Below are 26,533 nucleotides of genomic sequence, written 5' to 3'. Positions count from 1 at the left end.
ATGCTTATAGATGAGATATTAATATGCAGCAAAGCACAGACAACAAATTGAGGACGGGTGAGTAGGTTCATACCGCTTAGTAAAAAGCGGCAGTGAATTGGCCTGAACAGGGTTTATGCCAAACATATACGGTGCATTTCGGACGGACACGACTCTGACCACGAACCAGGCCCAATTCGGCGGCGTTGGAACGACATTTCAGATCTCCGCGTACAATACGATCGAAATTACTGATGGTGTTGACCCCAACACCATCGAAGGAGACGGTGTAAACAACGAATTCCCAGACGACCCCACGCAAACCTATCTGGGGAATGCAATTGCCTGGGACTACAATTACATAGTCACGGATGGCACCAACACCTATACGATTGGTGTTTTCGACTATGATTCCAGCGGCAACGGCGCGTTTGGCGGCGGAGCCGAGCAAGGATTTTTCATCGGCTTTTTGGGGGATGTCCCCCCGCTCAACACAACACTGACGATCACGGCGCTGGGTGACGGTGCCTTCGCCAGTCCAGTCGTAAATCTGCCCGTTGACGACTTTGTTCCCTGTTTCACCAGTGGCACGAATATTCGGGTAAGGGGTGGCCATAAGGCGGTCGAGGATCTGAAAGCCAGCGATGAGATCGAAGTGTTTGATCCCACAGGTGATGGGCCCGGATTTGCCACCCTGCTGCGGGTGTTTCGCCGCACGATATCTGCCCCGGAACTGGCCGCAAACCCCAAACTGCGCCCGGTTCGTATCAGCGCCGGAGCGTTAGGTCTGGGCTTGCCTCAGCGTGATCTTGTGGTGTCCCGGCAGCACCGGATGCTGGTGTCTTCGAAGATTGTCGAGCGGATGTTCAGGACTTCCGAAGTTCTGGTACCCGCCGTCAATCTGACTTCGCTGCCCGGTATTTTCATCGACCAGGATGCCCAGAGCGTCGAGTATTTTCACCTTCTTTTTGGACAGCACGAGGTAGTCTATGCCGAAGGCGCACCATCGGAAAGCCTGTTCACCGGACCGGAAGTGCTCAAGGCCATCAGTCCAGAAGCACGAATAGAAATCCTGAGCATATTCCCCGAGATAACAGAACTGGAATTTGCCCCCAAGCCCGCCTGCCCGATCCCATCCGGGAAGCTGCAAAAGCAACTGATTGAACGCCACATCAAGAATGAAAAGCCGCTTCTGTCCAGACACACTGCACGCTAGAACCAGAGGTTATCCGGCAGGACTTGGTACGCTTCAAAGACTGACGCGATATTCTGTGTTTCGTTATGCGTTGTTTCTTCGCGTTTCCCTCATAAAGCTCATCCGCAAGATTCTTTCAGTACGGACTGCACTTGCTCGCCAATGACTGGACATTCCGCGAGACTTAGGGAATTAGAAGGCCAGTCGCATGAATGTACCTTCCGTCTTGCGACCAAGCGGGTCTGGTTTTGAAATTACTGACCTATGACTTACACCAGCCCTTGCAGAGAGGGCCAGAACACAAGGCCTGTTGAGCGTCATGACCTACCACCCCAAATCGGATTTCATCGCCACGATGATCGAGCGCGGCTTTCTCGCCGACTGCACCGATTATCAGGGCCTTGACGACGCGCTGATCTCTGGGGTGCAGACGGCTTATATCGGCTATGACGCCACGGCGCAGTCTTTACACGTGGGTCACCTGATGAACATCATGGTGCTGCGCTGGCTGCAAAAGACTGGGCACAAACCGATCACCCTGATGGGCGGCGGCACGACCAAAGTGGGCGATCCCTCGTTCCGTTCAGACGAACGCCCGCTACTGGGCCCTGAACAGATCGACGCCAATATCGCAGGCATGAAACAGGTGTTCTCGAAATACCTGTCTTACGATGGCAGCGAGACCGGCGCGTTGATGCTGAACAATGCCGAATGGCTCGACAGCCTGAACTACCTCGATTTCCTGCGCGATATTGGGCGGCATTTCTCGGTTAACCGGATGCTGAGCTTTGAATCGGTGAAATCGCGGCTGGACCGCGAGCAATCGCTGTCGTTCCTCGAATTCAACTACATGATCCTGCAGGCCTATGACTTCCTCGAACTGAACCGCCGGTATAACTGCGTTCTGCAGATGGGCGGCTCGGACCAGTGGGGCAACATCGTCAACGGCATCGACCTGACCCGCCGCGTACTGGATCACGAAATCTACGGTCTGACCACACCCCTGCTGACCACCAGCGATGGTCGCAAAATGGGCAAATCGCAAGGTGGAGCCGTCTGGCTGAACGGCGACATGCTGAGCGCCTATGAGTTCTGGCAGTTCTGGCGCAACACGACCGACGCCGATGTGGGACGGTTCCTGAAAATCTTCACCGAGCTTCCGGTAGACGAATGCGACCGCATGGCCGCGCTGCAAGGGTCCGAAATCAACGAGGCCAAAATCCGCCTCGCCAACGAAGTCACAACTCTGCTGCACGGTGCAGAAGCCGCTGCAACCGCCGAGGCGACCGCGCGCGAGGTGTTCGAAAAGGGCGGCGTTGGCGGAGACCTCCCGACCCTGACCCTCAGCGCATCAGAGCTGGGTGACGGCATGTCCATCGTGCAGTTGATCGTCAAATCCGGCCTTGCCAAATCCGGCAAAGAAGCCAAACGCCTGATCGCCGAAAACGGCGCCAAACTGGACGATGCCCCGCTGACAGATGCGGGCTTGATGATCGACGCAGGCGCGTTGTCATCGCCGATCAAGCTGAGCGCGGGCAAGAAGCGTCACGCACTGGTTCAATTGGGTTGATACAATCGGACGGCCACCTGCGGGCACCAGCGATAAATGGCAGATGTTGCACGTCGAGTAACTCGAACTGCAACAACCTTGGCCTACATCCTGCGAGATTCCGCTTCGAGCCTATAATGATCCATGTCGCGATAGCCCGGGATGTCATCTCATCGCCGCAATGCCAACTTTGCAAAGTGTATACAGGCAGACGATGGGCATTCGCCAATCCAAACGGTGCTGAGTCGCAATTTCTCTAAAGCTTCCTTTCTCGATGTTGAGCACAACAATCTAGGAGATGGCTTATGGAGTTATCGTTAGACCAACTTCTTCAGACAAACTCCTAAGTGTACCATCGTGACAATGCCAAGAGCGGAATATCCCCACAAACGGAAAATTGATGTTATATAGAGAAATAGGAATATTAATTCTTGAGTTGTAGGTCATCGGCACCACCGCGCTATCTTGATTTAGGAGTTCCATATGCTTCGAGCTTTTGTTTGTTCTATCTCACTAGGGCTGGCATCATCGACTGTCCTTGCAGATGCTGTTCCAAGTGAAGAAGCCGCGGCAGGCTTGTTCTCAGATCAACCGTATTCCCCGTATGCCGAACGCACTTTCCCCGAGCGACCGCTGTGGGGAGACACGCATCTTCACACCGGGCTTTCGCTGGACGCAGGTGCTTTTGGGAACACTCTGTTGCCTGATGAAGCATGGCGTTTTGCAAAAGGTGAACAGGTTACTTCTTCAACGGGTCAACCAGTAAGACTGGCCCGGCCCCTGGACTGGATGGTTCTTACGGATCACACTGACCTAATGGGATTCGCCCCTGACCTTCAGGCTGGCAAGCCAGGCGTTCTTGCCGATCCGAAAGGTTTGGAATGGTACGAAGGTTACAAGGCAGGCGGCGAAGAGGCCGGCAAAGCGGCGTTCGATATCATTACCAATTTCTCGCAAATGACCCTGCCAGAAGTCCTTCTGGACTCCTACAGCCCGGGTGCTGACGCTTTTGCTTTTACATGGGAGCAAATCGTTCTGGCTGCGGAAGAACACAACGACCCCGGCAATTTCACGGCGTTCATAGGGTTCGAGTGGACTTCTGTACCCAAGGGCTTCAACCTGCACCGGAATGTTATGCTGCGCGATGGGCCCATCAGGGCGCTTCAGATGGTGCCGCCAGTCACGCAACCGCCATTTGGTGATACCGACCCAAGGACGCTGTATGCATGGCTAGATGACTATCAAGAAAAAACGGGTGGTCGCGCGGTAGCTTTCGCCCATAACGGCAACCTTTCGAACGGATGGATGTTCCCGACCGAAGACACCTATCACGGTGGCAAGGTCGACGAGGAATATGTGGCTGCCCGCGCAAAATGGGAGCCCCATTACGAAGTCACTCAGATCAAGGGCGACGGCGAAGCGCACCCCTATCTGAGCCCCGACGACGAATTCGCGGATTACGAAAACTGGGACGTTGGCAATCTCGACATAACCGAGCTGAAAACCGATGACATGCTGGCCGGCGAGTACGCCCGAGAAGCCTTGAAGCGCGGTTTGTTGTTGGAAGAGAAGTTCGGCGTGAACCCATATAAGTTTGGCATGGGTGGCGCGACGGACAGCCATACGTCTCTAGCAACCGCTGAGGAAGATAACTTCTTCGGAAAATCCGTCAGCGTTGAACCTTCGGCCACGAGAATAAAGCATCCTTTCATCGCCAACGATCTTGGCGAAATTCCTGGCGACCTCCTTGTAGCTTCTGGATACACGGCCGTTTGGGCGACCGACAATACTCGCGCTGCGATCTTCGATGCGTTCAAGCGGCGCGAAACCTACGCGAGCACTGGACCGCGGATTGGTCTACGGTTCTTTGGCGGATGGGATTTCCTCGACGCTGATGTTGAAACTCGCTTTCTTGCAGATGTGGGCTACACAAAAGGTGTTCCAATGGGTTCGGATTTGCGACCTCGCGAGGGTGAAGGTCCGCCCACATTCCTGATCGCTGCTCTGCGCGACCCGGTCGGGGCCAACCTGGATCGCGTACAGGTGATAAAGGGATGGCTCGATTCCGAAGGTGCTTTGCAGGAAAGCGTTTATGACGTGGCATGGTCGGACAACCGTGTTGCCGATCAAAACGGCAAGATCCCTGCGGTTGGGAATACCGTGGATCTGGAAACCGCCAGCTGGACCAATACAATTGGAACCGCCGAACTGGTAACCGTTTGGTCTGATCCTGATTTCGATCCAAATGCGCGGGCATTCTATTACGTACGTGCGCTCGAAATCCCAACCCCACGCTGGGTGTTGTACGACAAACTGAGGTTTGGTGCGGAGCTGCCAGAAGATGCGGTACTTACGCATCAGGAGCGCGCGTATTCCTCGCCGATTTGGTACACGCCGGCAGAGTGACCTTACTTCGTGCAGATTTGGGGACCCAGGTCGCAATCACTAACTCGGGACGCTCTTTTGATAAGCGGCGCGCCTTGAGTTGCAATTCCTTGTGTTATTCAACTGCCTGATGCCAGCATAAAACATAATGCCGTATCGCGTTTCACGCAGGAGCCTTCATGCGAATAGTGAAAGAACCTCTGTTCCATTTCTTCTTGATCGGAGCTGCCATATTCATTTGGTTCCACATAATATCACCAGATAACGACGCCGCTGCGGATCCGGAGACGATAGCTATAAGCGAAAGTGATGCCGCGCTGTTAGCTTCACAGTTCGAAGCAAGGTGGAAACGCCAGCCAAGCGGTTCCGAGTTACAAGCGTTGGTCGACGCTTCAATTCGCGAAGAAGTTTTAGTTAGGGAAGCAAGGAAGCTTGGCTTGGAACGCGGAGATAGCGTGATTAGATCGCGGCTGAGCCAAAAGATGGATTTTCTGACCGAAGCCATCGCCGCTTCAGTTATTCCAGAAGACGAAGATCTAGAGGCTTTCCTCCAACAAAACACGGACCGCTACGCGACACCCAATAAGGTCGCGTTCACTCAAGTTTTTCTTGGTGAAGGACCAAGTGAGACTGAGATTGAAAGTGCACTGGCCGCCTTGCGTGCGGAACAAGAGACTTCCGGCTTGGAAAGCGCGACACTACTGCCTGCATCAATGCCCCTAACCGCGACACGGGTAATCGACTCGGTCTTTGGAACCGGATTTTCCAATGGTCTCTCCAATCTCGAAAAAGGTCAGTGGATGGGGCCGGTCCAATCAGGTTACGGCATCCATCTGGTGAAAGTGCTTGCCATTGAACCAAGCCGGATACCTCGCTTGCAAGAGATCCACAGTGTGGTGCTTCGTGATTGGCGTCGCGCCATGAGCGAAGATTTGGCGCAGGCGCAATACGAGGCTCTTGCCGACAATTATGAGATCACAGCACCCGATCTCACAGGTCAGGTCAAATGAACTTCTTCTTCAGCTTGATGTTTGCTCTGCTGTTCGCGTGGCCCACGGGGTACGCCAACGCGCATGCGCTTGATCCGGGATACTTGGAAATTCGACAAATCACTACGGACACTTGGAGTGTCCATTGGCGAAAACCAGATGTGTATGGTCAACCAATGGCGATTGATGCGGTGTTACCGGATGGCTGTACACCCACGCACGGCCCTGACCCAATCTCCGATGGGCGAGCGTGGGTTTCTTCCTGGGTTGTCGAATGCCGTGCTGAGATCGCGGGCCAATCCATCGAGATCGACGGACTGGCGGCACAAAAGAACGACGTTTTGGTCCGTGTGCATCCTCTGCACGCCGAGCCTGCCACGCTTCGTTTCACCCCGGATGAAGCCATCCAAAACATACCTTTTGAACAGACAACATGGTCTGTTTTCATAGCTTATTTTCAGTTGGGTTATGAACACATACTAGAAGGCTGGGATCATCTGCTCTTCGTCTTCGCCCTATTTATTTTGGTCCCTGATCCGTGGAGACTGGCGGGAGCAATCACGGCATTCACCTTGGCACATTCAATAACACTGGCACTGGCAACGCTGGGATTTCTGAATGTCCCCGGCCCGCCGGTCGAGGCCGTCATTGCGCTTTCTATCGTTTTTTTGGCAATGGAAATTGTTAAGGGCGGTGACGGGCGTTTTCGACTTTCAAAACAAAAGCCCTGGATCGTTTGTTTCGGATTTGGGCTTTTGCACGGCCTTGGTTTTGCAGGCGCTTTGGCCGAGATAGGACTTCCCTCCAACGATATTCCTGCAGCCTTGTTTGCCTTCAACCTAGGCGTCGAAGCTGGTCAGTTGAGCTTTGTCGGAGCTTTGGCACTTCTTGTCGCGATCTGGCGATTGATGGCACGTCCAGTTAGCCAAAGGGCGACTGTGATTGCCGCTTATGGCATCGGGTCGGTATCGATGTACTGGCTCATAGAACGTTTAAGTGGGTTCTAAAGCGATTTACCTCGATGTCGTTGAGGTGGTAGATCGGCTCAAGGCACTAGTCGATTGCGAAGCGCGCAAATTGACCGGATGCAGGTGCAACCGCGCAGAATAGGTTGCGAAAAAAAGCCGACTTCATCGCATGCCCAACGTTAGTTTACCTAAGCGGCCATAGTTGCTCCCTGTACAAACTGCGGATCGGGTATGTCCGCATTTGGTTGCGAGTGTTCATTGAAACCAAACAAGTGAAGGGTAGCTTTGTCCGCTGAGCAGACATTGAGCAATGTCATACACGAATGTCCTGACAAAGGCATTTTCGGAATCGTTTTTGTCTGATGGTACTGAAACCCAAATGGGCGTAAGACTAACAATACTACTCTATGGGCTGACTTCGAGTGGTTATTTACACTTGTGATATTTCGGCGTCGCATTTCGCAACAGTCTTTCGCATTCCTGCATGTGGACCTCACCCTTTCCGTTCCACTCTGAACCGGAAGGAGGCACCATATGACCAGAACTGCCACAGCCACACGTACCGGAGGGCGCTCAGCCCGGCGCGCCATGCGCACCGCTCCAAACTTCGAGATGTTGCCGGGCCTGACCCGCGGCATTCCGTTATGCGAGGTTATGGACGGCGCACAGGTAGAACGCATTGATGCGGCCTCGATGGATATTCTGGAAAACGGGGGTGTCCAGTTCCGTGATCCCATCGCGCTGGAAGACTGGAAGAAGGCTGGTGCCAAGGTAGACGGCGAGCTCGTCTATCTGGATCGCGGTCTGGTGCGTGAGCTGATCGCGACCATTCCGTCAGATTTCACCTACCACGCGCGCGATCCGAAAAAGAACGTGCGGCTGGGCGGTAAACACTCGATCTTCGTGCCAATGACCGGCGCGCCGTTCCTGCGCGATCTGGAAGATGTGCGCCGCAACCCGACGCTGGACGATCTGGCGATGTTCCACAAGCTCAGCCATATGTTGCCCGCGCTGCATTCCTCGGCCCATCACATCGTGGAGCCCTATGATCACCCGATCAGTCAGCGGCATCTGCGGATTACCTATTCGTCAATGAAGCACTCTGACAAAACCTTCATGGGCATGACCACCAGCCCCAAGAATGCCGAAGATGTCATGGAGATGTGCGCCATCCTGTTCGGCGAGGATTTCCTTGAAGATCACCCGGTCACCACTGGCAATTGCAACGGCAATTCGCCGCTGGTCTGGGATGAAACCATGCTGGGCGCGATGCGCGCCTTCTGTCGCCGAAAGCAGCCGGTGTTGTGCTCGCCCTTCGTTCTGGGCGGGGCCAATACGCCTGCCAGCGTTCCGGCGACCGTGGCGCAACTGAATGCCGAGGCGCTCAGCGCGCTGGCCTATACGCAGGTGATCCGCAAGGGCGCGCCCGCGATCTACGGGCACTACCTGTCGACCGTCTCGATGAAATCCGGCGCACCGATGGCAGGCACGCCCGAGATCAGTCTGATGAACTTCATGATTGGACAGATGGCCCGGTATTACGAAGTGCCTTGGCGTACCTCAAACACTCTGGGCGGAGCCAAGACGTTCGACGCGCAGGCAGGCTATGAATCCGCAACCACTCTGCAGGCCGTGATCCATTCCGGCGCCAACTACATCTGGCATTCGGCGGGCTGGAACGAGGCCGGGATGCACTGCTCGACCGCCAAGTTCATCGTTGACGCAGAACAATGCGCCATGGCCTATCGCATGGCCGAGGGCCCGAAATGGGGCGATTTCGATCAGGCCGTTTCGGCAGTCGGTGATATCGGTCCGGGCGGGCATTACCTTGGGCATCCGCATACGCAGGACAATTTCCAGAGCGCATTCTTCATGCCGGATATGTTCGACAACAACTCGATCGAACAATGGCAGGCTGAGGGTTGTGTTGAAATCACCGAACGCGCCCTGAAACACGCCCGCAAGCTGCTGGCCGAGTATCAGGAACCAACGCTCGATATCGCCAAGAACGAAGAGCTGCTGGATTACATCGCCCGGCGCGAGCGCGAAATACCGGCTGCGGATGAGCTGAACCAGTCCTACTAAATCCCGGGGAGGTACACGAATGAGGTTCGCTGAAAAAACCGCACTCGTCACAGGGGCGTCGGGCGGGATCGGGGCCGCCATCGTCAGCCAGCTGCGGGCCGAAGGCGCGCGTGTGGCTGTTGCTGACCGCGATGTGGGCAGCCTTGAATCCGAGGCGCATCTGCCCGGCGATCTGCGCGATCCCGACTATTGCGACGGGCTGGCCTTGGCCGCGCATCAGGCGCTGGATGGTCTTGATATCGTGATCAACAATGCAGGCGTGATCACCCGCGGCCCGGTGACTGAAACATCCGATGAGGACTGGGCCCTGTCCGTCGGAGTGAATGTCGAGGCCCCTTTCCGTATCTGCCGCGCTGCGATTCCAATCATGGCGGCGGCGGGTGGCGGTGCTATTGTGAACACTGCCTCGTGCTGGGGCCTTCGACCTGGCCCGGATCATGCGGTGTACTGCATGACCAAAGCGGCCATTGCCAGCCTCACCCAATGCATGGGGCACGATCACGCCCATCAGGGCATCCGCATCAACGCCGTTTGCCCGAACGAGGTGAACACACCGATGCTGCGTTCGGGCTTTGCCAAACGTGGGTTCGATCCTGATACGGCGATTGCCGAGCTTGGGAAGTCGGTGCCTTTAGGGCGTATTGCCGAACCCGAAGATATAGCCGAAGTGATCCTTTTTCTCGCCTCGAATTCGGCGCGCTACATGTGTGGTGCTCTGGTCGAAGTGAATGGGGGCAAGCCGGTACAATGAAAAGATTTGCAGGAAAAACAGCGCTCGTGACCGGTGGCCGCAGTGGCATCGGACAAGCCATCGCCCGGCGGCTGCGCGAAGAAGGGGCTAATGTCTACACTGCGCAGCGCGGTAAGGATGATGAGTTCCCCTCTATCCCGGCGGATTTTGCAAACCCGGAAAGCCCGGTGCAGATCATCAAGCAGGTTGTGGACAGCGCGGGCCAGCTGGACGTACTGATCAACAATGCAGGCATGATGCAGGAGGCTTCCGTCAACGACATGCCGCTTGAAGATTGGCAACGCAACCTCATGGTCAACCTGACCGCCCCGTTCCTGCTGATCCAGGCTGCACTGCCACATCTGCGCAAAACCAAGGGCAGCATTGTCAATATCGGCTCGGTCGAGGGGTTGGGCAGCAACCCCGGCCACGCCGCCTACTGCGCCTCTAAGGCCGGGCTGCATGGGCTGACCCGCGCGGTTGCCGTGGACCACGGAGCAGAAGGCATTCGCTGCAATGCAGTGGCACCGGGCTGGATCGACACAGACCTCAACATCGATTTCATCGAGAGCATGAACGACCCCGGCTCATTCCGCCGGGATATCGCCCGCATTCATCCCGTAGGCCGCACCGGCGACCCGAAAGAAGTCGCCGCACTGGTCACGTTCTTGGCAGCCGAGGAAGCGGGTTTTGTCACCGGTCAAATTTACACGATCGATGGCGGACGGATGGCAAAGCTCAGCCTGCCCTGACCAGCCTGCAAGCTATTCCGCCCCTGATCGCCACTCTTTCCAGCGCAGATACGCATTGGCCCCAACCGATGCGAAGGGCTCGGGTGGCAAACGCGGTGGCATCGGTTGCGCCAGAAAATGATCTGCAATCTGGGAGTCTTTCCCCAGTACAAGCTCTGCCACGCCCATTCCCTGCAATGTTCCTCGCGCTATACCCAATCCGTTTTGACAGCAGGCGGCATATACACCCTGCTCGATCTCACCGAACGCGGCCGAGCCATTGCGGCTGAGGCACAGCATCCCAGCCCAACGGTGCTGCATCTGTACATTCGGCAAGTTGGGAAATCGCTCCTGAAACTTACGATCGTGCACCGCGCCTGCCCGTTTCAAATGGCTGTCGCCGCTGTGGATTTCAGGATGAAAGCTTGAACAGGTCCGGATCAGAATGCGATCCCCATAACTGCCCGAAACCCGCCGGACCGAAGTGCCCATCGGATCCGCTGGCGTTACCGACCAGCGTGGCTGTCCGCCCAGCGTGGCGATCTGATCTGGCGTCAGCGGTTCCGTTATCGACGCGTAGAGGCAGATGTGCATCAGACGCCGCTGGTAAAACCCAAAGCTTTCCAGGTGACCATTCGTTGCCATCACGATCCGCCCCGTCGAAACCCGCGCCTGTTCGGTCTCGACCGCCCAGCCACCGCCTTGTTTGCGAAACCCGGTCACGGCAGAGTTTTCATAAACACCGATCCGCCCAGCCAGATGCGTTGAGAGAGCCCGAACATAGGCTGCTGGCTGGATCATCACCGTCCCCGGCGCAAACAGACCCGAAGTGTAATGCGGGCTGCCCGTCAGCGCCTGCATCTGGTGTGCGTCATAAAGCTCGTGGGGCTCTCCCAATCGTGCCAAATGCACTGCGTAGTCTGCGTTGTGCCGATCACCCGCTGCGGTCGCAGCAGCGTTGATCTTGCCACACGGGTCGAACATCTCCGGCGACAGGTCGCACTCAGCGGCTACCCGGGTCGCAAAGGAAATCGCCTGGCGATTCAGCGCGATTGTGGCCCGATCTGCCTCCAGCCCATCGCTGGCGTAATTGTCCGAGGCCAAGTCATGCGGCAGATCGATCATGAACCCTGAGTTGCGCCCGGCAGAGCCTTCCGCAAAGCGCCCAGCCTCAAGCACCACAACCTTCAGCGTCGGATCAAGCTGATGCAGCCTCAGCGCTGCGGACAGCCCGGCAAAACCACCGCCGATGATGGTCACATCTGCGGTCTGGTCTTGCTCAAGCCGAGGCAGGTCTTGCTGCAGAGGCAGGATGGCATTCCATCCTGCCACGCCGGTTTGCCGGGGCAAACGTTTGGCGGTGTAGATCGTCAATCTACCGCCTCATCTTCGTCATCGGCCAGATCAATCCAGATGGTTTTCAGCTGGGTATACTGATCATGGGCGTGAACCGAGTTGTCCCGGCCACCAAACCCGGACTGCTTGTAGCCACCAAAGGGTGTGGTGATATCCCCTTCACCAAAGCTGTTGATCGTGACGGTACCCGCCCGGATCGCCCGGGCACCCCGGATCGCGCGTTTGGCGTTGGCCGTGAAGATCGAGGCGCACAGCCCATACTCGGTGTCATTGGCAATGCTGATCGCCTCGTCAAAGCCCGAAACTTCGATCACCGACAAAACCGGGCCAAAGATCTCCTCGCGCGCCAGCGTGGCATCGTTTCCGGGCACCTCGACCACCGTGGCTTCAACAAACCCATTCTCCGCCTTGCCACCAATCAGCACAGTCTCGGCCTGATCCAGATAGCCGCACACCTTGGAATAATGCCCCTCGCTGACAAGCGCGCCCATGCGGGTCTCTGGGTCCAACGGGTCGCCGACATTCCAGTGCTTGGCATGATGCGCGATCCGTTCCAGCAGTTCTGCCTTCACGTCCTTATGCACGATCAACCGCGACGAGGCCGAGCAATTCTCGCCCATGTTCCAGAATGCGCCATTGACGACATGCGCCGCCACCCGATCCAGATTTTCCGCATCGTGCAAGACGATGGCCGGGTTTTTGCCGCCCATTTCAAGCACAACTTCCTTGGCATTGCTTTCAGCGGAATAGCTCAGGAACTTCTTTCCGGTTACGGTCGAGCCGGTAAAAGACACCATGTCGATGTCCATATGCCGCCCGATGGGTTCGCCCACCTCGGCGCCACCACCTGGTACCACGTTCAGCACACCGCGCGGCAACCCGGCCTCAGACGCCAGCTCCGCCACCTTTAAAGCGGTCAGAGAAGTCTCGGCCGCCGGTTTCACCACCACCGAACAGCCCGCCGCCAGCGCCGGCCCGATCTTCCACGCCAGCATCAGCAAGGGGAAGTTCCACGGCAGGACCAGCCCAACCACGCCGATGGGCTCACGCACGACCATGGCGATGTGGTCATCACTGGCCGGGCTGACCTGATCATAGATCTTGTCGATTGCCTCGGCATGCCATTTCAGGCAGTGGATCGTCTCGGGCACATCCACAGTTTCGCAATCAAAGATCGTCTTGCCGCTGTCGATGCTCTCCATCACCGCCAGTTCCCGCGCGTTGCGGGTAAGCAGCTTGCACAAGCGGATCAGAATGTCCTTGCGATCCGAGGGGTGCATCTTTGACCAACGCCCGTCGTCAAAGGCTTCTCGCGCCTTTTCGACCGCAAAATCCACATCCTCCGATCCGCAGGCAGCAATGCTGGTCAGCACAGCCCCGGTGGCTGGATTGATAGTCTCGAACACCTGCCCTGAGGTCGCCGGGCGGTAGCCGCCATCGATGAAAGCGCCCGTCGGCAGATCCAGATGCGCAGCGATGGATTCGTATTCGTCTTTCGTCAACAAGCCCATGCCTTAACCCTCCGCCAAAATATCTGCGATTTTGCGTTTCAGAACGCGCGTCACCTGCTCCAGCGCGCGTTTGTCATCTTTGTTCAAACCTTTCAGAGGCGGTCTTACCACGCCTGCGTCAATCCCGTTCATGGTGACGCCATGTTTGATCGTCTGGATGAACTTGCCGCCCTGCTCCAGCACCCGCATCAGCGGCATCAGCGCGCTCATGATGCGACGGCCCTTGGCAAAGTTGCCCTCGATCACACAAGCCTGATACAGCGCCACGTGTTCGGCGGGCAGAAAGTTCGACCCACCACAGACCCAGAACGGCGCTCCCCAGGCGAAGAACTCCAGCGCCTGATCATCCATGCCGCAGCCCAGCTGAATATGCGGATAATCCCGCGCCAGCAGATGAACCCGGTTGATATCGCCCGAGCTTTCCTTGATGCCACAGAAGTTCCGGCTGCGGCCTACGCGGTCCAGGAACTCTTCCCCCATCATCGTGCCGGTCCGGTGTGGATAGTTGTACAGCATCACCGGCAGGTCAGCCGCCTTGTCGATTGCCAGAGCGTTCAGCGCATTCTCGCGGTCGGTGGGCACCGAATAGGGCGGGCTGGCCAACAAGATCGCATCAGCGCCTAGGTCTCGCGCACCTGAAGCCAAAGCGACGGAATCCCCGGTCAGCATCGCCCCCGTTCCCACAACCAGAGGCACACGCCCCTTCAGTTGTTCATGCGTAAAGCGCGCCAGTTCCAGCCGCTCATCGACGGTCTGCGCATAGTTTTCGCCGGTGGACCCGCCCGAGATCAGCCCGTGCACACCATTCTCGATCAGGTACTCGATCACCTCGACCAACGCGTCCCAGTTCACGCCACCATCCGCCGTGTAGGGTGTCACCACCGGCGTATAAATACCCTCAAATCTGAAGATCGGAGTCATGTGTCCCTCATGCAGAAGTCTTACCGGGGACCTGCCCCAGCGGAAAATCCAACCCCTCGGGCATCACGAACAGCTCGATCTGATCGCGTGACAGGGTCCAGTGGTCGTCGGCCAGCTGCGCAGCAGCGGCCTCATCGCCCGCCTCGATGGCGGCGATGATGGCGTCATGCTGGTCGCTCGCCTCTGAAAGGTTCTCAGCCATTCGTGCGGTCTGCGGGCGATAAAATGTCATCCCGATCCGCGCGTGATCGATCAGCAACCGGTTGAACGATGGGGATAAATAGACATTCCCCGCCATCTCTCCGGTCACCTCGTGAAACCGGGTATTGGCCAGCGTCCGCTCCTCAGCCGAGCCTGTACGCAAGGCTTGCCCAAACGTCTCTTGCGCCTCTTTCAACTGATCGATCTGATCGTGCGTCGCATTCGCCGCGGCCAGACGCAGCACCGCGCCATAGACCATCGGCGCAACCAGAAAGAAATCGCGTAGCGTGGTATGAGACATCTCTGACACCCGCGCCCCGCGATGGGTGCGCAGGTCCAGATACCCCTCACCGGCCAACTGCCGGAACACTTCGCGCAATGGCGTGCGCGACAGGCCAAAGGCCTGCGACAGCTGCGCCTCGTCCAAATCCTCTCCGGGACGCAAACGCAGGGTCAGAACCGACATCTTCAGATGCTCAGCCAACGCCTCTTTTGGTGATTTCCCTTCGTCCCTCATCCGATCCCCTTCATCACGATCCCGCGAATCGATAGCTTGCCCTCTGGTATCGTATAAAAATACATGTTGTATACAGTTAGTTTTCGTGCAGCATGCAGAAAACTGTCAGAACGCCCTGATTCCGGTCCTATCGATGAGCCAAACACAGCACTACGCCTTCATACTGGTCGAGGAATTCTCGCATCTCGCCTTCTCCTGCGCGGTCGAGCCATTGCGGATCGCAAATTTGCTGGCCGAGGAAGATCTTTATCGATGGTCCTTCCTGTCCGAACACGCAGAGCATGCGGTCTGTTCAAACGGATCGGTCACTTTGGTGCATGGCGGATTGGGATCTATCCCAAAATGTGACCAACTGTTTGTTCTGTCAGGAATAAACATGCGCAATCACGTCTCGCGTCCGCTGCTCGCAACCCTGCGCCGAGAGCGGGCACGGGGCACCAATATCAGCGCCTTGTGTTCCGGTGCATGGCTGCTGGCCGAGGCCGGATTTTTGGATGGGATGCAGGCAGCGATCCATTGGGAATACCATGATGCTTTCATGGAGGCCTTCCCCGAGATAAACCTTGTTCGCAGCGTCTTTGTCGCCGACGAAAAACACATGACCGCCTCGGGTGGCACCGCAACCGCCGATCTGATGCTGCACCTGATCGAACGCGACCACGGTCACGATCTATCAGTCGCAGTGGCCGATCAAATGGTCTATAACGCCGTGCGCAACGCCACCGCCGATCAGCGCGTTTCGCTGCAATCGCGCAACGGGATGCGGAACGCGCATCTGGCCAAGGCAATCCACATCATGACCGACAATATCCAAAGCCCGTTGTCCCCCTCGGTCATTGCCAGCGATATCGGCATCTCAACCCGGCAACTGGAGCGCCTGTTTGGGAAATTCCTGAACACCTCGCCTAAGAAATACTTCATGGAATTGCGGCTGGACCGCGCCCGCAATCTGCTGTTGCAGACCGAATCTTCGGTGACCGAGGTCGCCTTTGCCTGCGGTTTCGAAAGCGCCGGCCATTTCTCGCGTGTGTACCGGGCTGCGTTTGGCGTCACGCCGATGCAGCAGCGCAGCAGGCTTGATTGATCAAAGCTGTGACTGGACAGAGGGCCATGGTTGGGATTATCTGAACAAGTGTTCAGATCAGGAAGGAACCCGCCATGCAACTCTCAACCACAGCTGCGGTGATCACCGGCGGAGCCTCCGGCCTGGGTGAAGCCACAGCCCGTCACTTTGCCGAGAACGGCGCGCAGGTCACAATCCTTGACCGCGACGCCGAGCGTGGCCCGCAGGTCGCGGCTGAAATCGGCGGACATTTCGCACAAACCGATGTGACGGTTGAGGCCTCGGTCGCTTCAGCGATTGCACATGCGATGGACAAGATGGGTCGCATCACCGCCGCAGTGAACTGCGCCGGAATTGCGATTGGAGCTAAGACTGTGGGCAAAGACGGCCCCCACCCTCTGGAGGCGTTCCAGCGTACCATCGACATCAATCTGGTCGGTTCCTTCAACGTCTCGCGTCTTGCTGCCGCAGAGATGGCAAAGAATGACCCCGAACCGGATGGCGCGCGCGGCGTGATTATCAACACCGCCTCGATCGCGGCCTTTGACGGGCAAAAGGGTCAGGCGGCCTATGCAGCCTCGAAAGGCGGCGTGGTCGGCATGACGCTACCCATGGCGCGCGATCTGGCCTCGACTGGTATCCGTGTGATGGCCATCGCACCGGGCATCTTCATGACCCCGATGCTGGCCGGCCTGCCTGAAGAGGTGCAGCAACAGCTTGCGGCGGACGTCCCCAACCCTGCTCGCCTCGGCGACCCGCGCGAATACGGTCGTCTGGCCGGGTTCATCGTCGAGATGGACTACCTGAACGGAGAGGTCATCCGCATCGACGGTGCCCTGCGGATGCGCTAAGACGGGTTTCATGACCGAGCGGCAGAAAATGGCGGCAGGCGAGTGGTATTGCTGCCTCGACCCCGAACTGGAAGTGCTTCGTATGAAAGCACGCCGCGCGGTCCATGCCCACAACACCTGCCCGCCCGATGACCGAGGGGCTATAGCTCCCGAATTGGCGGCGCTCTTTGCGGGGATCGGGCAAGATTGCTATTTTGAGGCTCCGTTCCACTGCGCTTATGGAATGAACCTGTCGCTGGGCGACCGGGTTTATCTGAATGCGGGCTGTGTCATTCTCGACACCGCGCCTGTTCGCATCGGCAGTGACTCGATGCTCGGCCCCACGGCACAGATCTATTGCGCCCAACACGCCAAAGACCCAGCCCTGCGCGCACAGGGTCTGGAAATCGACCACCCGGTGACAATCGGCGAAAACGTCTGGATCGGCGGCGGCGCGATCATCATGCCCGGCGTCACTATCGGAGACCGCGCCATCGTCGGCGCGGGCAGTGTCGTCACGAAGGACGTCCCCGCCGGAGCAACTGTTGCCGGTAACCCCGCCCGCCCCATTTGAGCACGCGCAAACCGGTGCATAGGTTTGTACAACTCAGACAATCTAGTCGATTGAGGTTGTACAACTCGGACTCAACCGGCTTCGGCCTTCTCTTCCAGCATCAGCCACTCTTCCTCAGCCGCTGACAGTTTTACCTGCCGTTCGACCAGGGCATCGGTTGCCTTCTGGAACTTGATCGGTTCGCGTGTGAACAGCTCAGGATCAGACATCAGATCTTCGAGCTTGGCGATCTCGGCTTCAAGGCGCGCGATCTCTGCTGGTAGCTTCTCAAGTCGGTGTTTCTCCGAAAATGAAAGCCCCGCCTTCTGCTTCGCCTCTTGCTTCACTTTCGGCTTTGAAGGCCTTGGTTTTTCTTCCTTTTTCGCAATCACATCACCTCGCTGAGCGATGTAATCGGACCAACCACCAGCATAGACGGTCGCGCGCCCGTTGCCCTCCATGGCGATGGTTGTGGTCGCAACACGATCCAGAAAATCCCGATCGTGGCTAACGAGCAGCACCGTGCCATCATAGTCGTCCAGCAATTCCTGCAGCAGATCCAGCGTTTCGACATCCAGATCGTTGGTTGGTTCGTCCAGCACCAGCAGGTTAGAGGTTTTTGCCATCAGTTTCGCCAACAGCAACCGGGCTTTTTCCCCTCCGGACAATGACTTAACAGCCGCTCTTGCCTGCGCATCATCAAACAGAAACTCTTTGAGATAGCCCACCACATGCTTGGGCTGCCCGCCGACCATCACCTGATCGGCCTTGCCCGAGACCCGCATCTCGGGATCGCCGGTCAAGCTGTCCCACAGGCTCATTTCCGGGTCCAGCTGTGCCCTCGCCTGATCGAACACGGCGATCTCAAGGTTAGTACCCAGCACCACCGAACCCTTGTCCGGTTCGACCTGACCCAGCAGCATTTTCAGCAACGTGGTCTTGCCCACACCGTTCGGCCCAACAAAGGCCACACGGTCACCGCGCTGAACCAGAAGATCGAAATTGTGCACGATCTGCTGAGAGTCAAATGCCTTTGAAACGCCATTGGCCTCGATGACCTTGCGGCCTGATTTCGGACCGGATTCCAACGTCATGGCAGCCGATCCCTGACGTTTGATCTGCGCTGCACGCTCGGCGCGCAAGGCTTGTAGCGCCCGAACACGACCCTGATTGCGCTTGCGGCGGGCGCTGATACCCTCGACGGCCCATCGCGACTCGGACTTGATCAAGCGGTTCAGCTTGTGGCGCTGCTGATCCTCCTCTTCCCAGACCTTGTCCCTCCAGTTTTCAAAGGCCGCAAAGCCCTGTTCCTGCCGCCGCACAACTCCGCGATCGATCCACAGCGTCGCACGGGTCAACGCACGCAGGAATGCGCGATCATGCGAGATCAGAACATAGGCTGCACGGGTCGAGCCCAACTCACGCTCCAACCACGCTATCGCCTCGATATCCAGGTGGTTCGTCGGTTCGTCCAGCAACATCAGGTCCGGCGCTTCGGCCATCAGCTTGGCCAAGGCGGCGCGTCGCCTTTCCCCACCCGAAGCGGTTTCGACCGCACGCTCAGGGTCGAATTTCAGCCCTTCGCCCGCGCGTTCGACCTTATACAGCTCACCCGGTTCCAACCCGCTTGAGGCATAATCTCCAAGCGTCGCGAATCCCTGCATTCCGGGATCCTGCTCCATGTAACCCACTGATTTACCAGGAGGGATGACGATTTCACCCTGATCGGCCTCAACCAGCCCTGCCATCACTTTCATCAAGGTGGATTTGCCAGACCCGTTCCGCCCGACCAGCGCGACGCGATCACCGGGTTGAACCACAAGGTCCAGATCGGAAAACACCGGATCACCCCCGAACGTCAGAGAGATACCGGACATCTGCAATAAAGGAATTCTCGCCATACCCGCCAGCTAAACCGGCCAAAGCAAGGCGTCAACGCCCCAACTTCACCTTTTCCCAGATACTCAAATCACCCAGCCACCGCGCGCAGCAACCGTTTACGAGCTGGGGGAATTGCTCCGATTTCAAGGCCAGTGAACACATGCAGGGTGTTCATGTGCCTGTCCACCACCGCATGATCGCTGACCCACCCCCCCATCATCAGATAGGTGCGCAACAAGGGCGGCATCCTAAGCATCGCCTGTTTTACATCGGGGCGTCGGCGCAAACGCGCCGCAAAGCGAAACACATCCGGCGCCTTGACTCGTGGCAACCAACGCCTTGGTGCCAGATGCCGGTGTTTGAGCATCGCAAAAGCATCAAGATATTCGGCAGTTTCTGTTCCAGCGAATGACGAACAACCAAACAGCATTTCGATCCCGTTCTGATCGACATACGCCGTCATTGCGCCCCACGCGACACGCAAGATATCCGGATCATTGTAGTCCGGGTGGATACAGAACCGACCCATCTCGACCATCGGTCCGGTAAAATCGCGTAGCGCCGACAGATCATAGAACTGTGCCGAGTAGCTGAGTCCGACTTCGAAGCCGCCCTGCATTGTCAGCACACGGAAACAGCACACCAACGCCTCACCGGCCTGCAGATCTTCGACCAGAACATGGGCGCAGCGTTCGTCAAAAGCATCACAATCCTGACCATCAGTAGCAAAGGTCAGCATCCTCAGCGTCTGCGCCGCCGCCACGTCTTGCTCGGTTTGCGCCAAGCGGGCGCGATATCGGCCCTTGTCCAACAAAACCGCCATGGTCGCATCCTCCTGCGGTTGCTGACCGGTCACATCTGTCTGGTCCTTACTACAGAATGTGTGACTGTCCTGTGACCACTGCAAGAGAATTGGTCGCTTTAGTTGTTTGCGCCAGGAATATTTGCCGGGTTGAAGTTGCCGATGTTACCCAGAAGCTGACGCAGGAAGCCTTTGTCTTCCACGTTGGAATCGGTCACGCGACGATCCAGCACGATGACATAGCCGTCTTCCAGGCCGAACCGCTCGATATTGCGAACGACACCGCGCTGATCAAAGCTGATCGCGACCAGTTCACGTGAAACGACCTCGGGTCGTTTGGGCCCATAATGACGGACGCGCGAGGCGACATAGTAATAGCCCGAATCCCGCACCACGCCCGCCGAGCTGGGCGCGCCGATGGTTTCTTCAACACTATCGCGGGTATCGACGCCGACCTTGATTTTGGCCAGATCCTCTGGCGGAGGCACGTAGCCGTGATTCTTGAAGATTGGTGAACATGCGCCCACGACCGCCAGACAGGCCGCAAAGACAAGCGTTTTCGACGCTGGTTTCAACCTGTTCAAACCCTTCAACATGCACATCCTCTTGCCATGGCCCCTTGCGGACCCTATCCGATTACAGAAACCAAGGCTCCGGTTCAACACAGGAAAACCTCACGAATGAGCAACCAGACATCTTTACGCGTCGCAGACCTGCCGCAAAACGCTCCGACCCCGTTTGAGTTGCGCCCGACCGGCGAGGCGCTGGAGGCCATAAAACAAGAGCTCGGCCTGCTTGGCCTGCGCAAGCTCAGCTTTGTCGGCGAATTGCGCGCGCAGGGCAAACGGGATTGGACGCTTTCAGGCAAGCTGGGCGCAACGGTGATCCAACCTTGTGTCGTGACGCTGGAACCTGTGACCACACGCATCGACACCCCGGTGAGTCGCGTCTTTGTGGCTGATTGGAGCGATCCGGAGGAGCCCGAGTTCGAAATCCCCGAGGATGACGAAACCGAACCGCTTGGCCCCGAGATCGATCCTGCGCTGATCATGGTTGAAGCGCTGTCGCTGGCCCTGCCCCAATACCCACGGAAGGATGGAGTCGAGCTGGGCCAGATAGACTATACCGAACCGGGCAAACAGGCCCTCACGGATGAGGATGTAAAACCCTTCGGTGGTTTGGCCGGGCTGCGGGATGCGATGAAAAAAGACGAGTGACAGGCGAGGGATTTCCTGTCATAGCAGGCCGTCAGAAAAACCGCTTGAACATGACGAGAATCGCAGTATTTTCGCGCGCTCATTGGAATTTGGGTTGGACATTGCGGGGCAAGCCCCTTAAACGCGCGTCAAACCACGAGAAAACAAAGTACGTAACCCGGCTGACAGCGAATCTGTCAGCCCATATCAGACAAAGGTTGAGACCATGGCCGTCCAACAGAACAAAGTTTCCAAGTCGCGTCGCAACAACCGCCGCGCACACGACGCTCTGGTTGCTGCAAACCCGAACGAATGCCCGAACTGCGGCGAGCTGAAGCGCCCGCACCACGTTTGCGCATCTTGCGGCCACTATGACGATCGTGAAGTCGTCGCTCAGGCCGACGAAATCGACCTGGACGAAGACGCGGCCTAAGCCTGATTGGACGCAGGCCAAGGCATGACGGATCAGCCCACGCAGACCGGACGGATCATCATCTCGGTTGACGCTATGGGCGGAGATTCGGGCCCTGCCGTCGTTGTGGCGGGCATTGCAAAATCTGCGGACAAGAACCCGAAGATCGGGTTCATCCTGCACGGTCAGGAACAGGAACTGCGCAAGCTGGTTGCCAAACGGCGTGTCCTTGATGGGCGCGTCGTTTTTCGTGATTGCCCGGACGTGGTCACGATGGAAGACAAACCAAGCCAGGTTGTCCGCAGCGGCAAGAGCACGTCGATGTGGTCCGCTCTGGAAGCGGTGCGTGCAGGTGAAGCGCACGGCGCGGTGTCCTGCGGCAATACGGGCGCGCTGATGGCCATGTCCATGTTGCGGCTGCGCAAGCTGCCCGGCGTGAACCGCCCTGCCATCGCGATCCTGTGGCCCTCGCGCAATCCGCATGGGTTCAACGTGATGCTGGACGTCGGCGCAGATGTGCGCGCTGATGCCAAGGACCTGTTGCAATACGCGCTGATGGGGGCTTCATACGCGCGCAACGGTATGGCGCTCAGCCGCCCTCGGATCGGGTTGCTGAATGTCGGCACCGAAGAACACAAGGGCCGCGCCGAACTGAAAGAAGCCCACGCGATGATCTCGGACTTTGCCGATCAGGCGAATTTCGAATTCGTGGGCTTTGTCGAAGGCAGCGATATCCCCGGCGACAAAGCTGACGTGATCGTGACCGACGGCTTCACTGGAAATGTCGCCATTAAAACCGGCGAAGGCACCGCGAACCTTATCGGTGATTTGCTTCGTGAAGCGTTCAAATACTCGCCCCTATCCCGGCTGGCCTCGATCCTGGCAATCACGTCGTTGAATCGTCTGAAAAAGCGGATAGACCCGCGCCGCGTCAATGGCGGCGTGTTCCTGGGACTCAACGGAACCGTGGTGAAATCCCACGGCGGAGCGGACGCAACCGGCGTTTCCGCAGCGGTTAAGCTGGCCTTCACTCTGGCTGAATCCGGTTTCGCCGAAAAATTGGCGGCACGGGTTGCATCAACAGCCGCACTTGCACAAGATGCGGCCCATTCCGTGTCTCAATCGGAATAATAACAAAAAAGGCAGTACCCCAGCATGGCAGGCCGCTCAGTTGTTGTAGGTGTCGGGCATTATTTGCCAGAGCGCGTTGTACCGAACTCTGAGTTCGAGAAAACGCTGGATACGACGGACGAATGGATTCGCACCCGGTCCGGGATCGAGCGGCGACACTTCGCGGCCGAGGACGAAACCACATCCGATCTGGCCACCAAAGCGGCCGAAGCCGCACTGGCTGATGCCGGACTGACGGCGGATGATATCGACGCGATTGTGCTGGCAACCTCCACAGCTGATTTGACCTTTCCTTCGGCGGCAACCATGGTTCAGGCCCGGTTGGGTATGACAAATGGTTTTGCCTTCGATGTACAGGCGGTCTGCGCAGGGTTTGTCTTTGCGCTCAGCAACGCCAACGCCCTGATCCTGTCCGGTCAGGCGAAGCGCGTACTGGTGATCGGCGCCGAGACCTTTTCACGAATCATGGACTGGACCGACCGGTCGACCTGCGTGCTATTTGGCGATGGCGCGGGCGCACTGGTTCTGGAAGAGCAAGAGGGTCAGGGCACTTCGGATGATCGCGGTATTCTTGCGACCGACTTGAATTCGGACGGACGCTACAAAGACCTTCTCTATGTTGATGGCGGGGTTTCGACCCAATCCACCGGCCACTTGCGGATGCAGGGCAATCAGGTCTTCCGTCATGCGGTCGAAAAACTGGCCCGAACCGCAGAAGTTGCGCTGGAGCGTGCAGGTCTGTCCAGCGACGATGTTGACTGGATCGTGCCGCATCAGGCCAATATCCGCATTATTCAGGGCACCGCCAAGAAGATGGGCCTGCCGATGGATAACGTTGTGGTCACCGTTCAGGACCATGGCAACACATCGGCAGCCTCCATCCCTCTGGCCTTGTCGGTGGGCAAGCAAAACGGCCAGATCAAAACCGGCGATCTGATCGTTACAGAGGCGATTGGTGGCGGTCTGGCCTGGGGTGCGGTCGCACTGCGTTGGTGACCGGCACAATCCGGCTTACAGAGCCTCCTGCAATTCATTGATATTGACAGCGAATTTTGCATAGCCATATGCTCAGACATCAACAGGGGAAAAAGCATGGGCGACAAAACACTGACCCGAATGGATCTGAGCGAGGCCGTCTTTCGTGAGGTTGGCCTGTCACGCAATGAAAGCGCACAGCTGGTCGAAAGCGTTCTGAACCACATGTCTGACGCGCTGGTGCGTGGCGAACAGGTCAAGATTTCGTCCTTCGGCACCTTCAGCGTTCGGGACAAAACTGCCCGTATCGGTCGCAACCCTAAAACCGGTGAAGAGGTTCCGATCCAGCCCCGTCGTGTACTGACATTCCGTCCGTCGCACCTGATGAAGGATCGCGTCGCCGCAGGGAACCGCAAGTAAGTTCAGGACATCCAGGTTATGAGTAAGTCCCCCGATGCCTTTCGCACCATAAGTGAAGTTGCGGACTGGCTCGGAGTTCAGGCTCATGTGCTGCGTTTCTGGGAAAGCCGGTTTACCCAAGTCAAACCCGTCAAACGCGCCGGTGGGCGGCGATATTATCGCCCCAATGATATGCGTCTGCTGGGCGGTATCAAGAAACTGCTGCACGAGGACGGGATTACCATCAAAGGTGTTCAGCGTATCCTTCGGGAACAGGGCGTTGCGCATGTTGCATCGCTGTCACCTAGCCTGGATGAAAACGCGCCCGTACCCAGCATCGACGATACTGTGGTTCCGTTCGCTTCAGCGCCGGAACCATCCGCAAACCAGATCGACATGGATTTGGGCGAACCCGCCCATTCCCCTGCCCCGAGGGCTCCGAAACCCGTCGCAACCCCCGAACCCAACCCGATACCGGCTGAGCTGGATGCAGCGCCGCTGATGGGTGGTATTGCCTCGCTGGCATGGAATCGTGACGAGTATGACGATGAGCTGTTGCACCAAATTGCACCCATCGCCAAGGACCTGCGCAGGTGGCTGGATCGCGTCGAACACCACACGGCGGGATAGCAAAAAAGGCGATGATTTCCTCTTGCCCCCGCCGGGAAAGTCTTTATGAACACCTCAACGTCGGGCTATGGCGCAGCCTGGTAGCGCGTCCGTCTGGGGGACGGAAGGTCGCAGGTTCGAGTCCTGCTAGCCCGACCAAATCACACCGACGTTTATGGCACATAGGCCAGATCCCGCTCTGGCAGCAGAGGGGATCGAGATGACAGGTGTTTGCCCAAACCAACAGCTTGAGGCGATGATTGCACGCGCTGAGATCGCCGCAAGCCCGGATATCATCCCTGCACAAGTGCAGCCGGCAAGCCTTGATCTACGTTTGGGCACAGTGGCTTACCGGGTGCGCGCGTCCTTTCTGGCGGGCGAAGGGCGTTCTGTCGCAGACCGGCTGGCCGAGTTTGAGATGCACCGCATCGACATCACTGAAGGCGCTGTTCTGGAAAAGGGCTGTGTCTATCTGGTGCCGCTGATGGAATCACTCGCCCTGCCCGATGACGTCAGTGCGGTGGCCAATGCCAAAAGCTCGACCGGGCGGCTCGACTTGCTCACGCGCACGATCACCGATGGCGGAACCGAGTTTGATCGGGTTCCCGCAGGCTACACAGGTCCGCTTTATGCCGAGATCTGCCCGCGATCGTTCTCGGTTCTGGTGCGCCCCGGAATGCGTCTGAATCAGATCCGTTTCCGCAAAGGTCAGGCGGTACTCAGCGACGCCGAGCTGACCGCGTTGCATGGTCAAACGCCGTTGGTTGATGGGCCAGCCGTCATTCAGGACGGGTTGGGGTTTTCGGTCGATCTGCAACTGCCCGATACCGATCTGGTCGGCTATCGCGCCAAGCCCCATACCGGGGTGATCGATCTGGATCGGATCGGCGAATACGACCCGCAGGAATACTGGGAAGAGGTGCATACCAAGGATGGTCGCATCATCCTCGACCCCGGCGCGTTCTACATTCTCGTCAGCCGCGAAGCGGTGCATATCCCGCCAATGTATGCTGCTGAAATGGCCCCTTATCTGGCTATGGTCGGCGAGTTCCGGGTACATTACGCCGGATTCTTTGACCCGGGCTTTGGACATGCCGAAGCAGGCGGCGCTGGATCACGCGGGGTGCTGGAAGTGCGCTGCCACGAAGCGCCATTTGTGTTGGAACACGGACAAGTCGTCGGGCGCCTGGTTTATGAGAAGATGGCAGAAATGCCGACACAGCTATATGGTGCTGGGATTGCCTCGAACTATCAGGGTCAAGGCCTGAAACTGTCCAAGCATTTCAAAGCTGTGGGCTGAGTTTCAGAACTTCATGAACCGACGCATCTGACGCGACACCTGACGCATCTGCTTTGCGCTTTGATTTTGGCGCTTGGTCGCATCGCGCATCTGGCGATCCGCCTCGGGGCCATTCTCAACATCAGACTGACCCGGTTTGCGGCCCACCTTGCTGGCCATATCAATACCCTTGTCCACACCGTGGTTCACCAGGCGACGCATCACCCGGCGCACGATCATATCGATGATCCGATTGGCATTCATTGGCTCAACTCCGTTTCCTGCA

General features: G+C 57.6%; 26 protein-coding genes and 1 tRNA gene. 19 read left to right on the top strand and 8 right to left on the bottom strand.

All coding sequences use genetic code 11. The annotated features are described in order from the left end of the window. Positions 1 to 115: 115 nt before the first annotated feature. From ACR0MJ_RS03845 to ACR0MJ_RS03810, 8 genes are all read left to right on the top strand, one after another. Complete coding sequence (locus ACR0MJ_RS03845; protein ID WP_480759320.1) at positions 116 to 1,195, top strand: Hint domain-containing protein; 1,080 nt, start codon at positions 116 to 118, stop codon at positions 1,193 to 1,195. Between the two features lie 298 nt (positions 1,196 to 1,493). Continuing rightward, on the top strand, positions 1,494 to 2,744 hold the full coding sequence (gene tyrS, locus ACR0MJ_RS03840) for a tyrosine--tRNA ligase (protein ID WP_480590110.1): 1,251 nt from the start codon (positions 1,494 to 1,496) through the stop codon (positions 2,742 to 2,744). Positions 2,745 to 3,206: 462 nt separating this feature from the next. After that, complete coding sequence (locus ACR0MJ_RS03835) at positions 3,207 to 5,129, top strand: DUF3604 domain-containing protein (RefSeq protein ID WP_170406303.1); 1,923 nt, start codon at positions 3,207 to 3,209, stop codon at positions 5,127 to 5,129. A gap of 158 nt (positions 5,130 to 5,287) precedes the next feature. Next, complete coding sequence (locus tag ACR0MJ_RS03830; RefSeq protein WP_480759316.1) at positions 5,288 to 6,118, top strand: peptidyl-prolyl cis-trans isomerase; 831 nt, start codon at positions 5,288 to 5,290, stop codon at positions 6,116 to 6,118. A gap of 329 nt (positions 6,119 to 6,447) precedes the next feature. Continuing rightward, complete coding sequence (locus ACR0MJ_RS03825) at positions 6,448 to 7,104, top strand: HupE/UreJ family protein (protein ID WP_480760286.1); 657 nt, start codon at positions 6,448 to 6,450, stop codon at positions 7,102 to 7,104. Positions 7,105 to 7,599: 495 nt separating this feature from the next. Beyond that, positions 7,600 to 9,150, top strand: coding sequence for a trimethylamine methyltransferase family protein (locus ACR0MJ_RS03820; RefSeq protein WP_480759312.1), 1,551 nt, complete (start codon positions 7,600 to 7,602; stop codon positions 9,148 to 9,150). 19 nt (positions 9,151 to 9,169) lie between these two features. Beyond that, positions 9,170 to 9,901: an SDR family NAD(P)-dependent oxidoreductase gene (locus tag ACR0MJ_RS03815; protein WP_480759308.1), complete on the top strand. Its 732-nt coding sequence runs from the start codon at positions 9,170 to 9,172 to the stop codon at positions 9,899 to 9,901. After that, on the top strand, positions 9,898 to 10,632 hold the full coding sequence (locus ACR0MJ_RS03810; protein ID WP_480759306.1) for an SDR family NAD(P)-dependent oxidoreductase: 735 nt from the start codon (positions 9,898 to 9,900) through the stop codon (positions 10,630 to 10,632). The genes ACR0MJ_RS03815 and ACR0MJ_RS03810 overlap by 4 nt, the downstream gene beginning before the upstream one ends. Positions 10,633 to 10,644: 12 nt before the next feature. Here the strand turns inward: ACR0MJ_RS03810 and ACR0MJ_RS03805 are convergent, their stop codons facing one another. Genes ACR0MJ_RS03805 through ACR0MJ_RS03790 form a run of 4 tightly spaced genes read right to left on the bottom strand, consistent with a single transcriptional unit; the run spans position 10,645 to position 15,117 of the window. After that, the gene (locus tag ACR0MJ_RS03805; protein ID WP_480759302.1) at positions 10,645 to 11,985 is read right to left on the bottom strand and encodes an NAD(P)/FAD-dependent oxidoreductase; all 1,341 of its coding nucleotides are present in this window, start codon (positions 11,983 to 11,985) and stop codon (positions 10,645 to 10,647) included. Then, positions 11,982 to 13,478, bottom strand: a complete 1,497-nt coding sequence (locus ACR0MJ_RS03800) for an aldehyde dehydrogenase (RefSeq protein WP_170817863.1) — start codon at positions 13,476 to 13,478, stop codon at positions 11,982 to 11,984. Before ACR0MJ_RS03800 ends, ACR0MJ_RS03805 begins: the two co-directional genes overlap by 4 nt. Positions 13,479 to 13,481: 3 nt before the next feature. Further along, entirely contained in the window at positions 13,482 to 14,399 is a 918-nt protein-coding gene (locus ACR0MJ_RS03795; protein WP_480759299.1) for a dihydrodipicolinate synthase family protein, read from the bottom strand. Positions 14,400 to 14,406: 7 nt separating this feature from the next. After that, positions 14,407 to 15,117 (bottom strand): GntR family transcriptional regulator, encoded by a 711-nt coding sequence (locus ACR0MJ_RS03790; RefSeq protein WP_480585272.1) that lies wholly within the window; start codon positions 15,115 to 15,117, stop codon positions 14,407 to 14,409. Positions 15,118 to 15,250: 133 nt separating this feature from the next. On the opposite strand from ACR0MJ_RS03790, the gene ACR0MJ_RS03785 reads away from it, so the two are divergent. The 3 genes from ACR0MJ_RS03785 to ACR0MJ_RS03775 all read left to right on the top strand — a co-directional run bounded on the left by ACR0MJ_RS03785 (position 15,251) and on the right by ACR0MJ_RS03775 (position 17,584). Further along, the gene (locus tag ACR0MJ_RS03785) at positions 15,251 to 16,201 is read left to right on the top strand and encodes a GlxA family transcriptional regulator (RefSeq protein ID WP_170396693.1); all 951 of its coding nucleotides are present in this window, start codon (positions 15,251 to 15,253) and stop codon (positions 16,199 to 16,201) included. A gap of 74 nt (positions 16,202 to 16,275) precedes the next feature. Further along, the gene (locus ACR0MJ_RS03780) at positions 16,276 to 17,031 is read left to right on the top strand and encodes a 3-hydroxyacyl-CoA dehydrogenase (RefSeq protein ID WP_480759295.1); all 756 of its coding nucleotides are present in this window, start codon (positions 16,276 to 16,278) and stop codon (positions 17,029 to 17,031) included. A gap of 10 nt (positions 17,032 to 17,041) precedes the next feature. After that, entirely contained in the window at positions 17,042 to 17,584 is a 543-nt protein-coding gene (locus ACR0MJ_RS03775; protein ID WP_170662771.1) for a sugar O-acetyltransferase, read from the top strand. Positions 17,585 to 17,655: 71 nt separating this feature from the next. Here the strand turns inward: ACR0MJ_RS03775 and ACR0MJ_RS03770 are convergent, their stop codons facing one another. From ACR0MJ_RS03770 to ACR0MJ_RS03760, 3 genes are all read right to left on the bottom strand, one after another. Beyond that, complete coding sequence (locus ACR0MJ_RS03770) at positions 17,656 to 19,464, bottom strand: ABC-F family ATP-binding cassette domain-containing protein (protein ID WP_480759291.1); 1,809 nt, start codon at positions 19,462 to 19,464, stop codon at positions 17,656 to 17,658. A gap of 68 nt (positions 19,465 to 19,532) precedes the next feature. Continuing rightward, positions 19,533 to 20,267, bottom strand: coding sequence for a GNAT family N-acetyltransferase (locus ACR0MJ_RS03765; protein ID WP_480571107.1), 735 nt, complete (start codon positions 20,265 to 20,267; stop codon positions 19,533 to 19,535). Between the two features lie 98 nt (positions 20,268 to 20,365). Beyond that, the gene (locus tag ACR0MJ_RS03760) at positions 20,366 to 20,842 is read right to left on the bottom strand and encodes an outer membrane protein assembly factor BamE (RefSeq protein WP_170509417.1); all 477 of its coding nucleotides are present in this window, start codon (positions 20,840 to 20,842) and stop codon (positions 20,366 to 20,368) included. A gap of 84 nt (positions 20,843 to 20,926) precedes the next feature. On the opposite strand from ACR0MJ_RS03760, the gene ACR0MJ_RS03755 reads away from it, so the two are divergent. From ACR0MJ_RS03755 to ACR0MJ_RS03720, 8 genes are all read left to right on the top strand, one after another. Then, entirely contained in the window at positions 20,927 to 21,463 is a 537-nt protein-coding gene (locus ACR0MJ_RS03755) for a YceD family protein (protein ID WP_480759289.1), read from the top strand. A gap of 205 nt (positions 21,464 to 21,668) precedes the next feature. Next, positions 21,669 to 21,875, top strand: coding sequence for a 50S ribosomal protein L32 (rpmF, locus tag ACR0MJ_RS03750; protein ID WP_008756996.1), 207 nt, complete (start codon positions 21,669 to 21,671; stop codon positions 21,873 to 21,875). A 24-nt stretch (positions 21,876 to 21,899) separates the two neighbouring features. Further along, positions 21,900 to 22,985 carry a phosphate acyltransferase PlsX gene (plsX, locus tag ACR0MJ_RS03745; RefSeq protein WP_170396680.1) on the top strand — a complete coding sequence of 362 codons (1,086 nt, stop codon included), beginning with the start codon at positions 21,900 to 21,902 and terminating at the stop codon, positions 22,983 to 22,985. A 24-nt stretch (positions 22,986 to 23,009) separates the two neighbouring features. Next, a complete protein-coding gene (locus ACR0MJ_RS03740; RefSeq protein WP_170509411.1) occupies positions 23,010 to 23,981 on the top strand; it encodes a beta-ketoacyl-ACP synthase III in 972 nt (323 codons plus the stop codon). Between the two features lie 96 nt (positions 23,982 to 24,077). After that, positions 24,078 to 24,380 (top strand): integration host factor subunit alpha, encoded by a 303-nt coding sequence (gene ihfA / locus ACR0MJ_RS03735; RefSeq protein ID WP_008755922.1) that lies wholly within the window; start codon positions 24,078 to 24,080, stop codon positions 24,378 to 24,380. Positions 24,381 to 24,398: 18 nt separating this feature from the next. Then, positions 24,399 to 24,989 carry a MerR family transcriptional regulator gene (locus ACR0MJ_RS03730; protein ID WP_480759285.1) on the top strand — a complete coding sequence of 197 codons (591 nt, stop codon included), beginning with the start codon at positions 24,399 to 24,401 and terminating at the stop codon, positions 24,987 to 24,989. 61 nt (positions 24,990 to 25,050) lie between these two features. Further along, positions 25,051 to 25,127 (top strand) — tRNA-Pro (locus tag ACR0MJ_RS03725). A 61-nt stretch (positions 25,128 to 25,188) separates the two neighbouring features. Then, complete coding sequence (locus ACR0MJ_RS03720) at positions 25,189 to 26,268, top strand: 2'-deoxycytidine 5'-triphosphate deaminase (protein ID WP_170406356.1); 1,080 nt, start codon at positions 25,189 to 25,191, stop codon at positions 26,266 to 26,268. A 3-nt stretch (positions 26,269 to 26,271) separates the two neighbouring features. Here the strand turns inward: ACR0MJ_RS03720 and ACR0MJ_RS03715 are convergent, their stop codons facing one another. Next, positions 26,272 to 26,511 (bottom strand): hypothetical protein, encoded by a 240-nt coding sequence (locus ACR0MJ_RS03715; RefSeq protein WP_170396673.1) that lies wholly within the window; start codon positions 26,509 to 26,511, stop codon positions 26,272 to 26,274. Positions 26,512 to 26,533 lie beyond the last annotated feature (22 nt).

This window comes from Ruegeria sp. C6 (genome assembly GCF_056537625.1).
This window is presented reverse-complemented; position numbering and strand designations above follow the sequence as displayed.